Consider the following 15,261-nt stretch of genomic DNA (forward strand, 5'->3'; position numbering starts at 1 on the left):
CGCAAGCGCTTGGGCTGGAAGACGCCGTACGAAGTGCATACAGGGGTGAGCGTTGCACTTATGTGTTGAATTCAGGGGGGACCATGCCTGACTCTAAGCTTGCGAGCATGTTGAAAATAGCTCGAACAAGTGTATTGAATCGACGCGTCGAACTGTCTATTTCAGCCTTTGTTACTCAAAAAGCTTATAAGTGGTCAGAATGGGAAATAAATCTGCTTGGGACTTTAACAGATGTTGAGGTTGGACTTGCCACCGGTAAGCCGAGCGGAATCGTTCAAAAAAAGCGGCTTAGTTTACATATTTCTCGTTTTGGCTCTATTTGGACAGAGGAAAATATTTCTCTGCTAGGAACTATGTTTGATTCTGAAGTGGCAGAGCGAACTGGCTTTTCCATAAAATCAGTACTTTGTAAACGTCTGTCGCTAGGAATAAAGCCTTTCAAATTTATCAATTGGACCAAGCAAATGATTGATCTGATTGGAACAATGTCAGATTTGAAAGTTGCGAAAGCAATAGGTGTTTCTGATTCGGCTGTGTTTTTAAAGCGTAAGGCTCTAGAGATTCGGGCCGCTAACTAGATCCGCAGAAAAGTACTCGTAGTGTTCAATAACTGACTTATTGTCAACCAAAAAACCTTACCGGCGACGGTTTCCAACGTCGCCGGGATCACCTGCGCGTTGGTTTTATTTAGCCGACATTAATCTATGGTGATCAAAATGAAACATAACAAAATCAAGGCTGCGGCCTACACTATCAACTCCTTTGTCCTCGGGCTTACTGGCGGCTGGATTATCCCAGTTTCTTGGAGCAAATCTCTGTCGATCATCACCGCTATTATACTGCTGGTGATGTTCTTGTCTGACCTTATAGGTAGCTACAAAAAAGCGAAGCCTAAAGGAAAAGCCATCGAGGTTGTTTCTAGAAGGAGAAGACCACCGAAAAGAAAAAAGAGAAAAAAGAGAAAGTAATATCCTCGATTTTTTTTAAACTCTTTAAAGGTGAAAACCATGCACGACTTAATCGTAAATATCGTTGTAATCCTGGCGCTCGGTGTAGGCACTTCATTGTGGCTGTATGCGAAGCGGCTGGAATAGCCGGTACGATTGTCGCGTTAAATCATCCCTCTCTAGCGTAGCGCTGGGGAGGGTTACTCTGTAATAGAGGGCTACAAGAAAACCACTTGGCCCTCTGGGTTAGGTGTTTTTCTGGAGTTCTCAATTCCATGCCTAGTCCCCGCGACCTAGGCATTAAACCAATTTGCACTGTTCGCGGCAGTTGCTGAGTAATTAAAATGACTAAAGTAAACGCAGAAAAAAAACCAAGCCAGAAGTCGATCTACGTTCACGTTGCCTTTGGCTTCGCTGAACCAATTCCCGGCTTCGAACAGCTTATTCAGATTGACGCTGTTCCGTCCCCATTCGTACCTAAAATTGATCCTGAATATGTGTTTCAGCCAGACATGGTTGCTCGTGTGCTTCGCTCTTATGGAGCTCGCGAAAACATGATGTTCAACGGCGAAAAAGGTACTGGTAAGTCTTCTTTCGTGCAGCAATTCTGTGCGCGACTGAACATCCCTCTAATGACCATCACAGGCGGTCCTGGCTTGGATGAGACTTACCTTATGGGTTCTAAAACAATCGAGGATGGTAGTGTTAAGGCTGTAGATGGAGTACTCAGCTATTGCTTGCGTCACGGGATTGCTGTTTTGATCGACGAGATTGCTGCAATCAAGCCGGGCGTGCTTGTATCCATCAATGATGTGACAAACGGTGATGATGTAATCACTTTGAAGCACCATGGCCTCGACCCAACCATGACCCCTGACGCTCTTGCAGCGCTAGAGGGTTCGATGACCATCAAACGTCACAAGCGTTTCCGTCTGTTCGCCACCGACAACACCGGTGGCAAGATGACTCGCGATCCTCGTTTTAGCGGCGTTAATACACAAAATAGTGCAGTTCGTTCGCGCTTCACTTGCTTCAAAATGTCCTTCATGAAACCCGCTCTAGAGCTTAAAGCTCTGATCGGGTCAACGAATGGTGCTTTGCCAGTTGAAGTAGCGAAGTTCATGGTCGAGTTGGCGATTCGCGTTCGCGCTTCGTTCGAACAAGGCGACATGACTGACACCCTGTCCTTCCGTGAACTTCGTCGTTGGGGTCGTAAGGCCCTGATGTACGGAGCCCAGGAAACTAACGTTATGGCCGGTAGCAACCCTCTATTCGTACCCGACTGCGCGAAAGCGTTTGTTGATGCGGTTTACACGGGGATGGAAGAAACCGACCAAGATGTTGTTCGTGAGTTTTACGAACTGGTGTTTGGAATTGAGCTTGAGCTTCCAAACGAGTACTCCGAAACAGCTCAGTCATTCCTTGATGGGTTGGATAACGGTGATATTGATTGGGGTGTAACTGACGTAGCTGCATAAAGCTTTAAAGCCTCCCCTGAGGGGAGGTTTCTCCAGTGAGTTGGGAAATTCCTCCCAGCTCACGCTGGAAGGATTTCCGAGCACACAGCTCAAACCTTCCGGCCTCCGCACCTGGAAGATATTTTATATCCACGACGCGGCGTGTGAGAGATAGCCATGAAAAATTTTATTAGCAACGCAAAGATGATGTTCAGCAAAGCCATCCAATCGGCTCAGTGCCGATTAGAGATTGCCCGTTCAGTAGTTGTGTACACGGTAATGGTAGTTCGCTTGAAAAAGTTGCATCCAGTCCGCGACGCCTTGAAACGTGAAAGCGTCTGTTACAGCCTTCGGGCTAATCAACTCGCTTTGCAGTTGGCTACAGACAAGTTGAATACCATCTAAATCTAATCCTCTCCTAGGGCTGGAATCAGCCCTAGGCTCGATTCCCGCTTTACGAAGTGGGGACTGCCCGTGCTGGGCATAACAACCCAGCAATGGGTAAGGAGACAGAAATGCGTAACGCTAAAACTTCACCAGCAGGTTGGATTCCTTTCATTCGGTCTTTGGCCCGTGATGCTGGACTTAAGGTTGTAATTGGTGGCAATCCTGCCACTGACGGTAAAACCATGTGGTTGCCAGCATTGCCTGCTGAACTAACACCTGATGATTTGGTGTTGTTCAAGGGTGACGGCTATCACGAAGTCGGGCATATCCAGCGTAGTAACATCAAGTTCTTCCAAGCGTTCGGCAAAGAGCATGGCTCGTTCGCCGGATTTCTTCTTAATGCGTTAGATGACGTGTTCATGGAAGGCCGTCAGGCTGCTTGGAAAAGGACTGCGGGGCGGTATCTGCTGGATTCGACGATGTTGTTGATCAAGCGAAACCGTTTCCGTGATGGTTCAGCAGGTCTGGGCGAGGCTGTAGCGTGCTACTGCCTTGCGTATCTGACTACTAAACGCTGGCCATCAGTAGGGATTGCCACGACCCGTGTTGAAGTCAATTTGCGCAAGCACTTGGCACAGCACGCGGACAAGGTGATTCCAGAGCTGCGCAACCTGTTGGATGTTGAGTTCCCGACCGTTTCTTCTACAGAGGATGGCGGTGATGTAACACTCAAAATTATTGACCTGATGAAATCGCTTGCCGAACAAGATCAATCCCAGCCTGAGCCCTCTCCTGAGAGTGGTGACGATGGCGATGATGACGAAGGCTCCGAAGAATCCGAACCAAGCTCGTCTGATGACTCCAGCGGCACTGGCAAAAACCAGTCCGACGGTGATGACGACAATGCTGAACCTAATTGCGAAGGTACTGGCAACTCCGACGATACCGAATCCGATCCGAAAGGTGACGAGAACGGTGAAAGCGGTGCTGGTGAGACTGATCCTAAGCATGACGGTGAACCCCAGGGCGAAGGTAAAGCTGATGAATCAAACTCCGAGCCGAAAGGTGAGGGGGATGGTCATGGCGACTCTAAGGATGCTGGCTCGAAGGGTGGTAAAGGTGACAAAGCTGGTGATGACCAGGGCGAACAAGATCAGGATGGCGAAAGCCAGAATGGTTCCAATGCTCAGGCTGACTCTGGTAAGTCGCTGTCTCAACTCGTTGATGAAATGTTGAATGAGGAACTGGGCGACCAGGAAGTCTTCGACAAGGGTGCAGAAATCAAGGAACTAGCTCAAGGCATCGCTAGCGGTGCCAACGAAGCATACAAAGACCTGCCGCTGATCACTGGTTTGGTTTTCGACTACTCAAAGGATACTGGTGAGGCCGAAGGCTTTGTCGATGGTATGCCTGTAGTTGAGCCGGATCGTGCAATGGCGGTTGCTATTCAAGCCGTTTCAGGTCGCAAAGCGAATGTGATGGGAAACCGTCTACGAGCACTATTGGCCAACCGCGAAGAAACTGATGAGTACAGCGCCCGTACCGGGCGTTTGTGCGAACGGAATCTTCATCGGTTTGCCCTCAACGATTCACGCATATTTGCGAAAGCAGATGAGCGAGTTGAGGAAACTGCTGCTGTCTCTATCACCGCTGACCTTTCAGCTTCTACCAATTTCGGTAGTGTTGCTGGAACTACGGTGGCAGAGCAGATTCGTGTTGCCCTGACCATTATTGAAAAGGTACTGCATCAGATCGGCACCCCTCGCGAGATTCTTGGCTTCGCGCCGGAATCTGGCGAAATGAACTGCATGGTCAAGTCCTTTCAGGACGACCACCGTGTTGCTCTGGATCGTATTGCTGGTCTGCACAAGCTGGTAGGTGGTGGATGCACCCCTATTGGTTCTGCCGTGATGCAAGCGGGCGCCCGCCTCATGTCATACGAAGCGCAACGTAAGCTGCTGCTGGTAGTGACTGATGGAATACCCGATGACAAAGCCCAGGCTGTTGAAATGACCAACACCGTTCTTAGGAGCGGGGTTGAAGTCATCTATCTAGTTATTGGCGCCGACTCTTCTTGCACTTGGTTGAAAGAGGCAAACATAAAATTTGCCTATGCAGAAAACGCCGAAGGAGTTGTGCCAGCCATGGTTGACAAGATGGCTGAATTCCTAAAGTAAGAAGTGAGTATCAGCCCCCTATTAATTAGGGGGCAGTTTCCCTCAGTGGGCTGAACAAACATTCGGCCCACGCCGGATGTTTCTTGAGTTCATTGCAACTCGATTCGTCCGGCTTCCGCCACCGGACGATACAAAACTATCCCTGTAGCGGCAGGTGAGAGAAATACCATGACTCAGACTTATGTTTCGAAAGTACGTACTGCAATCAATGATGATCAAGTTGTCGTTTTTAACCTGATGATCACTTGCATGAGTGCCGAGCGTCAGCTTGACCTCACCAAGATGGGTATTGATGTTGCTTCGCTGCCGAGCGCGTCTCGGAAGCTTGTCCAGGAGAAAATCTTTCCAAAGGAATTTCTCAATAATTACAGCCGCCTTCGTGACCGAGCTAATGCTGTTCTCGGTCGCGGTGCTGCTGTACAACTGGATATGGGCACTATCAGCAGTCGTATCGAGGCTGTAGCAAAAATCAATGACCTCAATGACATTAAAGCGGAATGGGCTGCAATGCTGGACCGCGATAGTTTGACTTACGACGATACATGCAACAAACGGATTGCGTTTATTGCAAGTGAGGCTTTCAAAGAAGGTGTTTCGATTGAGGTTGTTAACTCGCTAGTTGATACGCTCCGTAAACGTCAGCCTACTTGGGATGATTTTAAGAGCCGTATGAACTTCGCTTATAGCTCGATTCCTCTCAAGCTCGAACTAGATGAAGATAAGGCAGATTTTGACCCGATTCTTTTTCAGGCTCAGCGTGACGGAATTGTTGCATTGCGTGAAGGTGTGTTTGGGGGGCTTATTCACTACCTCGCCCGTGAGAGCGGTGAAATCCTGAAAGTGTTGAATCGGAAAAAGATGCACCACGGTGTGTACTCCATCAACTACCGGACGGTCGCTCGTATCGGTGCGATCACTGAGAAGCTTCATGGCCTTGCCTTTGTTCACCAGCAAATTCGTCCTTTGGCAACTGTCATCGATGATGCGCTGGGTTTCATGCCTAAAAGCGTGGAGCAAGACTTAGGAATGCAATCCTCGCAGTTCCTCAATCTTCTGGCTTGCCTTGAAGCTATGTCTGACCAGCATGAATTGCTGGCCCGACTGCGCGACAAGCAACCCTTGGTTGTTGTAAGCCAAATGCCTCCGATTCTGGTGGCAAATGGTGGTGCGCAAGTGGCACCTGTTGCAACTGCTCCAGCTGCTCCAGCTGCTCCAGCTGCTCAGGCCGTCGCAAGTATTGCTGCTGTAGCCACCCCTGTCGTAGCTGCCGATCCGGTAGTTCTCGACGTAGCTGATATTGATGCCTCGAACGAGGTTGAAGTTGAAGCAACGCCTGTGGGCGGCTCGACATTCATGGGCTTCGGTTTTACTGGCTCATCGCTGTTCGAGTAACCCACAACCTTCAACCCCGTATGGGCACACCACGCCCCTACGGGGGAGTGGTGCGCCCCGAAAGAGGCCTCCGCTATGCAAGCTGCATTTGATCTGTTCGGCGATATTGTCGAAACCCCAAAAATCTCCAAACCCAAAGCTCCAGTTATTCCTAAGCCACGCGCAAAGGTCATGCTGGACCGTCGAAAAATGTGGGGCGAAGGTGGATACCTCACCACCCTGGATGATGACGATACCTCTATCCACACCACGGAATCGTTCACGGAAAACGCCACCATCGACAGATTGGAACAGGCGCTTTTCATGACACCTGTGATCAGGAATGAGATATGGGTCGAAGATGGTTCGTTCTACGAATACCGGATCACAAAGCCTCTAATCGGGCCGCGTGCATTTGGTGATAAGGGCACTTTGTTGCATGACTGCACCGAAGTCATGATTAAGGCCAGCGCCCAAAAGGTACTGGACGAATCTTACGATGACACCGGGGCATGGTTGCCACGGTGGGCCTATTGGTTGTTCTGCTATCGCCTCCGCAAGGCTGGGCCAACAGAAGACCCGTATGAACTATTGAAAGCTTTTACTGCTGTTATGACGCAACAGGACTTCCTCGATGCATCCCGCAAGGGCGAATCGTTGAGGCGTGTTACCAAGCGTCTGCATATGCAGAAGAAGCGTGCTGAGGCTCGGGCAGCAATTGCTACCGATGCTGATTCCGCTGATGACGAAAGCTTTTTTGATGAACCTGTACTTAAAACTGCCTAAAAAGCAAAACCCTGCCTCGCTCGGCGGCAGGGTCAAAGCCACCTTCGTGTGTGCATTAACGAGGCGACCGAGAGCCTTTGGAGAGACAAATTGAAAGCTCAAACTATGCAAATGAACATCGCCGAAAAAGCCATTGTTAAGCTAATAGGCTTTGTATGGCGTGCTCTGCGGTTGCTCGATCCTCAATGGGTCCAGCGCTACTTTGCCGCTAAGGTCAACGTCGATGGTGCTTCGATCAACAAGCTACATTCTGTATCGACTCAAGACGCTATTGACCACGTTTGCCGAATCAACAACAACCGCATGAAGGCTGGGGAGAAATTTCTTGCTAAGCGCGGTGATCTATTGAAGATTTTCAACCCTTCAAACGGGAAATTCGTGTTTCGTTTCGCACATGGTGCTGGCGAGCTGAAAATCCGGTTTAACGAACTCGGCCTCGATTACGACGCTGAATTGGAGTTGGGAGTTATTCAAGCCCAAGAAATTGAGCTCCAGGTTATGTTGGCTAACACCGCTGACCGAGAGTTCTACCTGATGTACCAAGATCGCTCTGTATCTAGCCGTAACAGCCGTGCGCTGGGTTGGTACATGCTGATTGGTAGCTTGCTGTTCGCTGTAGTCACCACAGCCTCTGGCTGGGTCGGCTCAATGATTGGCTAATTCTTCTAGCATTCGGTGACACCACAAGCTTCGGCCTGTGTGTGTCACCCCAAAGCTCAGTCCTAAGACTCGGCTTTGGGGTGACACACACAGTAAGCGAGGCTCCTATGACACCGAATGTAAAACTAGACGTAGATCAACTCCGAGGAATCGGTGTGACGTTTCTCCCGTCCTTTCTCGGTGGGGCCGTTGGCGTGCTTGCGCGTTACGACCTTCCCCGGCTGTTCTACTCGGCGGAGTATGATTTGGATCAACTCGACTCCATCATTGCCAAGTTGAACAGCAACCTGAGAGCGACTTACAGTGGGTGCGGTTACTATGGTAATTGTCCTCCTGTGGAGTGCGACTCCAGCGGCGACCATGAATTTGTGTTGTTCGCTGATAGAGAGTTCTACGATGATTATAGAAGCGGTAGCGTACCTATCTGAGCTGGCCTAATGGTCGCCTAAGGTCGCTGTGCGTGCGCCTGGGCACGTCGAAGGGGAGTTTGGTTGGGTAAGCACCAAGCTCCCTAGCGTTTCTGCATGTAGTTCGGTTGCAGCGCGGATGGAGGGCACGGCAGTCTGTGATTACACACAGGAGCCTTTCTTTTGATACCTTTCGCCGAAATCGATCACACCCTCATTTTCTTCTCTGTATTCCTCTGTATTTTCCTGATGTTCAAACGAACTCTGAACGCTCGCGTAGCGCTCGGTGCGCTTGTCTGTGCCTGTTTATTTATCATGCTGGACGGTCACTTCTGGCTAGGCGAGGTATTCCTACCCAGAGGAAAGAATCCTCAAATCGCAACTGTAGCTTTGATGCTCGTCACGACAGTGATAATGAGTACATTGGTGCTGTTCAAGCGGTGGCGTACGCTGGACCGCTTGATGGTGTGTGGCTCAGCTGTGAGCGTTCTCATCACATTTGCCCTGTTCCACTACGTTCTGGTCCAGCAGGTTTTACCCGCTTGGGCTAAGGATGCAGCTTGGGGTAATAGCTATGTTTTGCCAGTCCCCAACGCTGGGTTCCAGGAAGCGTGTACATCGGCAGGGCTGACCTGTTGGGATGGGAGTCAGGTTGCAGCTGGCACACTACCAGTTGCTTTATCACAGCAGATCGATGGGCTGTATCGTTTCTACCAAGATCACAAGCCAGAAGGAGAAGTAGGGCACGGATTTGGCGTTTTCGATGACCTAGGCCAGGACGGCGTGTCCGTGGTTTTGTATCACCAAGCAGGTGCTGACGTTCGCGTGGTCGCTGATAGTAAAACTGGCCTTCGGATACATTCTAAGGTGCGTGATTTGTTCTATATGCTGGCATGCGTAGCTCACAGTGTTTGGCTGCTCGGGGCGTTATCATTGATTGCATTCCATCGCATCCGCTTTGCTAGAAGGGCCTCCCGTGCTGATTGATTTTGAGACGGTGCACAGAACCTATTTCGTTGGCTGGTCACAGGATGGCAGCTGGCGGTACACACCGACGAATGACCGTGAGCCACGCAAAGGGTTCTATGCGAGCAGTCATCAGGTATTCAGTAATCACGCGTTACAGATAGCGTTGAGTATCTACAACACCGTTGATGCAGTGGGCAATTGTGTGGGGGTAAACCACTGTTTGTTCCTTTTGTTCAGTAGAAAGGAGCAGGGGAAGTACCTGCTAGTCAGCGACCAAGCTCGCATAGGGTTTCATTTGGACCTAGGCGTTGCCGGCGATCTTTATGGTTTGGCGGTCGGCCACTACGACAGCACTAGCTACCGTGCTGTTCGGTCCGGGAAGTCTCCGAAGGCGATTACAGGGACCGCAACTTTTCGTGATGGTAGGCGGGTGATCGCGTTGAGTGCTTCTACATACTTAAATGGTCATCTGAATGCGATTGAGGTGGAGCTAGATCGCGCTGCTGCAATTGCTTTGGCAGCACATTGTTTAGCCTATGGGAGGCTGCTCTACCCGTCATTGAGTGACGCCGCCGTACAGAGCTTGTTATCCAATCCGTCGCCATATTTCCGCGCATGCGCGGAAAAATCACCGACAGATCAAATGTCTAGGGAGACACCGGCTACTGCTGAGACAGGTGGTTCGTCACGGGAATCAGCACTCCACTCCACAGCGAACTCTGGACTAGCACCAACTTTCAGCCCTCAAATTGTTCGCCTCCATAAAGCGATATGGGCCATTGGTAACAAGAAGTGGCCATCCATGATGGTTCCGGCACTCCAGTCAATCCAAAAGCTAGATGATGCTGTACACCTACAGCGGCTCATAGACAGTGGGAATCGCGGTGATTTCCGCGAGTGGGATGCGTATCTAAGCTAGTCAGTTGGAAATTTCATTTCAGGGAACCCTTGATTTGATGCCCTTCGCTGGCCCACTAGTAGGTATGGATACCATTGAAATTATTGCGGCCACCATTAAGCAGCACAACGCTCAGATCAACCGTGAGGCAGAGATTGTCCGTGAGGTAGATCGCATATTGCGGCTGCGTCTTTTCCCCTGCAAGCGAGTCTGGGTAGACGTTCGGTTTGACTATGGCATGGCTGATCACTCGGCCTCCAAGGTCACGCTATTGGAGATCAACGGCGAGCAGCACGGCATCGCTGAAATTCGTTTCCAGGGCCTGTTCATCTGGCAAGACTTCGACACCTTTTTCAAAGAGGTGATCCCGCATGAAATTGCCCATGTCTTACTAGAGCTCCGCTGCGCAGAGCGCGGCGTGAGTGTCGAGAAGGGGCACGGCGATGAGTGGGTGGACCTTGTGCTTGACCTCAACCCCGACGCCGAACCTGCCGCGAAAGTGAAAGGTGAATTCGACGAGCGCCCAATCAAACTCCAAAAAGGCGGCATTGCTTGCGAATGCGATTGCGATGACCTGTCCGCTTTCGTGGTTGTCGCGAACACGCCTACGACGATCATGAAGCTCAAAAACGAGGAACTGACCTGCCAGGAATGCCAATCGGCGTACCGCAGAATTTCCAAAGAGCAGCTGCCTTCCGAGTTAGCCGCTGCTACTACTTTTTACGAAGGTGTGATGGGCTTCAAAATCCACCACGCACAGCTCTCCAGGTAAGTTTGATGACTGCATACGTTCCATTCGACGAAGAAATTCTGATCGGCTATGACGCACAGGGCGAGGTTGTTAGCTGGTGCTCACCTCGACTAAATAATTTCAATGGCCTTTACATGGGTACATCTGGATCGGGTAAAACCTGGACCCTCAGGCAGATGATTGCAAGGGTTTACCGCCGTGGCTCGACCTTCCACATCCTCGATGTGAAGGGCGACTTTATGCCAGAAAACTTCACTCAAACCGGGCTTTCAAACTACGTTTCGGAAGACGATTTCAACATCATTAGTTTCTCTTACTTTGAGGGCGGATCGTCACTTAACCCCCTTCAAGTGCCCCGCAGCCAAGAGGGCGGTGGCGTTGTGATGACCATCGAGAACGCCAAAGAGTTGGTGTACATGTTCAACAAGAAGCTCGGGCCTAAGCAGATCAGTTACTTGGGCGAAGTCCTCAAGTCTGTCTATTCCGACTTCAACATTGATCACGAAGATGAGTCCACTTGGGTCAATAAGGCCCCAACCTTTGCGGACGTATACGACAAGCTGACGTTGATTTACCAGTGCATAGCGAGCGGTCTTGATTCTGGCTCAGTTGGTTCGATCATGAACGAGATTGGCCGTGCAAAGCGCAAGACAATTGCAGGAATTCGCAAGGCTCGCGAAGAGGGTCAGGACGTAAACTCGATTTCCTTAGGCTGCCAGGAGACAGCTGCCGAAGCCTCAGACGTGATTGCTGGGATCGTTAAAAGCCAACTCACTTTCGAAAACCTTGAGCGCAACGGTACGGGAGAGGAATGGGAGCACTGGTCGAAAGAAACAGTTTATTCGTTGCGGGACACTATCAATCAGATGGTTGAAAGCCGGTTGTTTACTGGCGAAATGTCCAAGGTCGCTCAATCCAAGATCAACGTATACGACATGACCAATATTTCCAGTGCTCATCAGCAGATCATGATGGAAATCATTGCCCGGCGTACTTTCGCAATGAGCGTCCTGAACACCAAGAAGACGGGCAACATTGACCCTAAATTTGCGAGCCACATTCTGGTCTGCGACGAAGGTAAGCATGCCAAGGCAATTTCCAAGCAACCTCTGAGCCCGGTGAACCGAATTGCTACCGAAGGGCGCGGTTTCGGTGTAGGGGTATGGATGGGAGTCCAGCAGCCTGATCAGGTGACGCAGGACCAGTTGCGCAACTTTGCGTTCTACTTCTTGCTCAAGACACCAGAGTCGAGCAGCAAAGAAATGCAGCGAATGTTTGGCCTGAAACCGAACCAGCTTAAGCAGCTTGAGTTCAGGGAAAACTGTCAATACAGCGCAGGTGGAAAATACGTTTGCGTTCGCCAATTCAAAGAGGACTAGGCCAATGAAGCTGGGTTGCATAGCCATCGTACTGGCCATCGGTGTCGTAGGTTGTACGAGCCAGCCATTCGCCACGCCTCCAGTACAAACCAGAGAGCAGCGCGAGGCGCAGATAGATGTAGCGTTTCAATCAGTAAAGGGGGGGCGTTTTGATAGCGCGGAAAAACTGCTTGCGCCCTACATGTATAGAGACAAAAACGGCGAGCTTAGATTCCGGTCATTGGGTGTCAGTAGTGACGCGAAAAAGAAGGCGGTTGATACGGTAGCTCTGATGCTTTGGGACACAGGGCGTGACGGTACGCTTGAGAGCTTCGCCAAGCGCTATCTGGGAGGTTATGAGCGGGATGTAATGCTGTGCCGGCTTGCAGAGCGTAATGCCGTCTATGAGAAGGCCTACAATTGCTGGAACGAACTCGGCGATGTGGACAGGGCGAGGCGGACGGTTCGAACTGAAAGCGCGCTGCGCATTCTTAAGGACTGACAAGGAGGCCAATTGGCCTCCTTTTTCATGGATGCTATTCCTCGCTATCTTCCAAGTCATTCTCACCCTGAACCGAATTGTCGCCTGTCCCTTTAATAATGCGGATTCGGTAAGCAGCCGTGCCCCATTTTTCTTGAAGCCCAGGCAAGAGTTTTTCCAACTCCTGCTTGCTGAGCATTAACACCGAAGTGAACCGGGCGGTGCCTATGCGGCAGTCGTACAGGCCAATATCTGATGAGTACGTCTTGTAGGTAATCATCAGCAAACCAAGCTTTTGAAGACGCTCGCTGACCAGCTTCACAGCCGGGTGCTTGAATGTGCGGGTTTCATGATCAAGTTGCAGCTTGCGGTTCAGGTCAGCAGACAGATGTTTGCCCATCAACTCTAGCACTGTGGACATTGGGGTTATCACGTACTCAAGTGCAGGAGTGGTCCAGCCCCCAGCATGGCCGTTCTTGCTTAGGTAGCCGTTGATGTTTAGCTCTGAGATTGTGTCGAGTAGAGCCTTCTCGATGGACTCAAGCTGTTCCTCATCGAGTTTCTGAACGCCTGCTGCTTTTTCTTCCTTGATCGCAAAGCCGTCACACATGCGAAGCGCTTGAATAAGGGCTTCTGTCCGATTGCTGGCACCGATGGGCAGGTTCTCAGGGTCGTGGTAGTAGCGCAGAGCTAGCACCAAGGTATTTCGATCATCCTCTGCTAACTCACGGAATTCTGGTTGCGTGGAAACGATGTAGGCAGCGTATTTGTTGTGGTGTGTGGCAGATACGTTTTTCACCCACTGGTCTCCGCTTTGCTTGTATGCAAGGAGCTTGTCCAGGTCGTGAGCAAGGCCTGCAATTGTGGCGAGTGGTTCGCGGCGGCCACGATCTTGGTAGTAACTCTGGACCTTTTTCGAAACTGAAAGCGAATGTTCAAACAGCGGGGCGTCTGCGTGATGGCCACCAATACTTGCTGGTACATCCGGGTGCGCTTTGAGCATGCCGTAGACAGCAATGTAGAGCCGCTTTAAAGGGGTCATTTCAACCCCTTCTTTTACTGGGACGGGTGCCTGCTCGATCCGGTAGAAGTCCTGCTGATATGGATTCTTGTCAATGTTGCCACCTTTCAACTCCCCTCTAGCTGCGCCCGGATACTTGGGAAGCATGACCATCAATACCGACCCTGGGATTTCAGCATTGTTAACGCCTTTCGCCGCCTTGGCTTGAGGGTTTCTATCTATGCCTTTGGGTTCTGGCTTCTCGGTGAAGTGCTTGATGCCGAAGTAGGCAGCGCCGAAAGCAACAACGCAGTAGAGCAGGCCATGACACATCAGAAGGATCACCGCGCAAAGCGTACCTACATATCCGCCTGCCGAGATTAGCTGGCGAGCCCACAGTGGTTTGATCTGATACCAATTCTGGGCAAGGGCTATCGCCTGAATATCAAGCTGCTGATTGGTGTGTGTGAGGTAGTAGGTGTAGCCAAGCACAAGCGCAACGCAGCAGAACGCTGCTGCAAACAGACCTGTGTTTTGTTGAACCGTTGGTTTGGTAGCCATGGAGCCTCCTGAAATCTCATGAGCCCATGGTGGTGAAAATATTTTTTAGATTCCACTCAACTACCTGCCGTTTTGGGGGCTCCCCGTGCGCACTAGAAGATATACACCCCAGAAACTAATTCGAGGTAGTTGTGAAGAAAACTCTAATCGGCCTAGCCATCGCTCTCACTGCGGCCAACGCACACGCATACAGCGATGCGGCGATGGCGAGCACCGAAGGGCTTTCTGTGTTCGACCGCGTGTACGAGGCCGGCAAGGCGCAGAGCGTCACCGGCACCGTGAAGTTCCAGCAGACCCAACCCACGCCGGCAGCGGTCATTGATTTGTCTCTGGATGCTCCGGTCGTATCTGTTGAAGAAACAGCTACCGAACGTAAGTATCGCGACGTACTCGCTGACTTGGATAAGAACCGCGTGCGACTGGACGCTGCCCGTGCCGAGGCTGAGCGTGTTGTTCAATCCGCACATGCCGAGGTACTGGCAAAAGCGAACCAGCGCGTGAATCTCCTTGAATCGCAACGGACCTCTATCGAGGGCCAACTAGCTCAAATCAAGAAGCAAGAGGTGAGGATCAATCAAGCGCTTGCTTTGAACGACTCAGCGATGGTCGAGGCTTCGATGATGAAGACCGAAGGGGCCAATCAAGTCGCACTCATCAAACAGGAAAGTCAGCAAATCCTGATGATGGCTGAAAGCAGCGCAGTGGCAATCGAAACCGCTGCTAAAAAGCGTGTCCAGATGGAACGGATCGACCCAACTGTGGTGCTCAATGAGCCTGTAAAGGCTGAGTACCAGTCCGCGACGATGGAAGAAATCGCAAGCGGGATGATGCCTCAAGGTTGGCGCATCCAGGTGGAGTTCAGCAACCGGCCTGAACTGGCTGAACGCCGCTACCAGTTTATTTCAACCGACCCGCGTGACCTCGCATTGCGCAAGTTGACGGCTTCTGTCCGTGACGCACGCGTTCGGTTCGCCTATTTCTGGGATTTGACCGATTCGAACGGCAATCCCGCGCCAATGCTCCTGATCACAGACCGAGCCAAGTAAGGGAC

13 protein-coding genes and 1 pseudogene are annotated in these 15,261 nt (G+C 50.9%); 13 read left to right on the forward strand and 1 reads right to left on the reverse strand.

Features of this window, described 5'->3' with window-relative positions:
- The 12 genes and pseudogenes from GHO41_RS14335 to GHO41_RS14385 form a co-directional block, all read left to right on the forward strand.
- Positions 1 to 578: pseudogene (locus GHO41_RS14335) on the forward strand (hypothetical protein); the annotation flags it as partial.
- A gap of 138 nt (positions 579 to 716) precedes the next feature.
- Positions 717 to 968 (forward strand): hypothetical protein, encoded by a 252-nt coding sequence (locus GHO41_RS14340; RefSeq protein ID WP_153433920.1) that lies wholly within the window; start codon positions 717 to 719, stop codon positions 966 to 968.
- A gap of 323 nt (positions 969 to 1,291) precedes the next feature.
- The gene (locus GHO41_RS14345; protein WP_153433921.1) at positions 1,292 to 2,425 is read left to right on the forward strand and encodes an AAA family ATPase; all 1,134 of its coding nucleotides are present in this window, start codon (positions 1,292 to 1,294) and stop codon (positions 2,423 to 2,425) included.
- Between the two features lie 156 nt (positions 2,426 to 2,581).
- Positions 2,582 to 2,809: a hypothetical protein gene (locus GHO41_RS30100; RefSeq protein WP_218580259.1), complete on the forward strand. Its 228-nt coding sequence runs from the start codon at positions 2,582 to 2,584 to the stop codon at positions 2,807 to 2,809.
- Between the two features lie 110 nt (positions 2,810 to 2,919).
- A complete protein-coding gene (locus tag GHO41_RS14350) occupies positions 2,920 to 4,968 on the forward strand; it encodes a hypothetical protein (RefSeq protein ID WP_153433922.1) in 2,049 nt (682 codons plus the stop codon).
- A gap of 168 nt (positions 4,969 to 5,136) precedes the next feature.
- A complete protein-coding gene (locus tag GHO41_RS14355; protein ID WP_153433923.1) occupies positions 5,137 to 6,360 on the forward strand; it encodes a DUF3150 domain-containing protein in 1,224 nt (407 codons plus the stop codon).
- Positions 6,361 to 6,435: 75 nt separating this feature from the next.
- On the forward strand, positions 6,436 to 7,125 hold the full coding sequence (locus GHO41_RS14360) for a hypothetical protein (protein ID WP_153433924.1): 690 nt from the start codon (positions 6,436 to 6,438) through the stop codon (positions 7,123 to 7,125).
- Between the two features lie 90 nt (positions 7,126 to 7,215).
- Positions 7,216 to 7,785 carry a hypothetical protein gene (locus GHO41_RS14365; RefSeq protein ID WP_153433925.1) on the forward strand — a complete coding sequence of 190 codons (570 nt, stop codon included), beginning with the start codon at positions 7,216 to 7,218 and terminating at the stop codon, positions 7,783 to 7,785.
- A 590-nt stretch (positions 7,786 to 8,375) separates the two neighbouring features.
- Positions 8,376 to 9,179 carry a hypothetical protein gene (locus tag GHO41_RS14370; RefSeq protein WP_153433926.1) on the forward strand — a complete coding sequence of 268 codons (804 nt, stop codon included), beginning with the start codon at positions 8,376 to 8,378 and terminating at the stop codon, positions 9,177 to 9,179.
- A gap of 965 nt (positions 9,180 to 10,144) precedes the next feature.
- A complete protein-coding gene (locus GHO41_RS14375) occupies positions 10,145 to 10,831 on the forward strand; it encodes a hypothetical protein (protein ID WP_178126516.1) in 687 nt (228 codons plus the stop codon).
- 5 nt (positions 10,832 to 10,836) lie between these two features.
- A complete protein-coding gene (locus GHO41_RS14380) occupies positions 10,837 to 12,189 on the forward strand; it encodes a type IV secretion system DNA-binding domain-containing protein (protein WP_153433928.1) in 1,353 nt (450 codons plus the stop codon).
- A 4-nt stretch (positions 12,190 to 12,193) separates the two neighbouring features.
- Entirely contained in the window at positions 12,194 to 12,670 is a 477-nt protein-coding gene (locus GHO41_RS14385; RefSeq protein ID WP_153433929.1) for a hypothetical protein, read from the forward strand.
- A gap of 34 nt (positions 12,671 to 12,704) precedes the next feature.
- Here the strand turns inward: GHO41_RS14385 and GHO41_RS14390 are convergent, their stop codons facing one another.
- Positions 12,705 to 14,210: an HD domain-containing protein gene (locus GHO41_RS14390; RefSeq protein ID WP_153433930.1), complete on the reverse strand. Its 1,506-nt coding sequence runs from the start codon at positions 14,208 to 14,210 to the stop codon at positions 12,705 to 12,707.
- A 131-nt stretch (positions 14,211 to 14,341) separates the two neighbouring features.
- Between GHO41_RS14390 and GHO41_RS14395 the strand changes: the two genes are divergently transcribed.
- Positions 14,342 to 15,256: a hypothetical protein gene (locus GHO41_RS14395; RefSeq protein ID WP_371928927.1), complete on the forward strand. Its 915-nt coding sequence runs from the start codon at positions 14,342 to 14,344 to the stop codon at positions 15,254 to 15,256.
- Positions 15,257 to 15,261: the final 5 nt, after the last annotated feature.

This window comes from Pseudomonas sp. FSL R10-0399 (genome assembly GCF_009600165.1).
GTDB lineage: Bacteria > Pseudomonadota > Gammaproteobacteria > Pseudomonadales > Pseudomonadaceae > Aquipseudomonas > Aquipseudomonas helleri.

What these genes read in the sequence shown, in the direction of transcription:
- GHO41_RS14375 (WP_178126516.1), top strand. Translation starts at nt 10,145, where the DNA reads ATGGATACCATTGAAATTATTGCGGCCACCATTAAGCAGCACAACGCT.
- GHO41_RS14360 (WP_153433924.1), top strand. Translation starts at nt 6,436, where the DNA reads ATGCAAGCTGCATTTGATCTGTTCGGCGATATTGTCGAAACCCCAAAA.
- GHO41_RS14340 (WP_153433920.1), top strand. Translation starts at nt 717, where the DNA reads ATGAAACATAACAAAATCAAGGCTGCGGCCTACACTATCAACTCCTTT.
- GHO41_RS14390 (WP_153433930.1), bottom strand. Translation starts at nt 14,210, where the DNA reads ATGGCTACCAAACCAACGGTTCAACAAAACACAGGTCTGTTTGCAGCA.
- GHO41_RS14350 (WP_153433922.1), top strand. Translation starts at nt 2,920, where the DNA reads ATGCGTAACGCTAAAACTTCACCAGCAGGTTGGATTCCTTTCATTCGG.
- GHO41_RS14385 (WP_153433929.1), top strand. Translation starts at nt 12,194, where the DNA reads ATGAAGCTGGGTTGCATAGCCATCGTACTGGCCATCGGTGTCGTAGGT.
- GHO41_RS30100 (WP_218580259.1), top strand. Translation starts at nt 2,582, where the DNA reads ATGAAAAATTTTATTAGCAACGCAAAGATGATGTTCAGCAAAGCCATC.
- GHO41_RS14345 (WP_153433921.1), top strand. Translation starts at nt 1,292, where the DNA reads ATGACTAAAGTAAACGCAGAAAAAAAACCAAGCCAGAAGTCGATCTAC.
- GHO41_RS14355 (WP_153433923.1), top strand. Translation starts at nt 5,137, where the DNA reads ATGACTCAGACTTATGTTTCGAAAGTACGTACTGCAATCAATGATGAT.
- GHO41_RS14380 (WP_153433928.1), top strand. Translation starts at nt 10,837, where the DNA reads ATGACTGCATACGTTCCATTCGACGAAGAAATTCTGATCGGCTATGAC.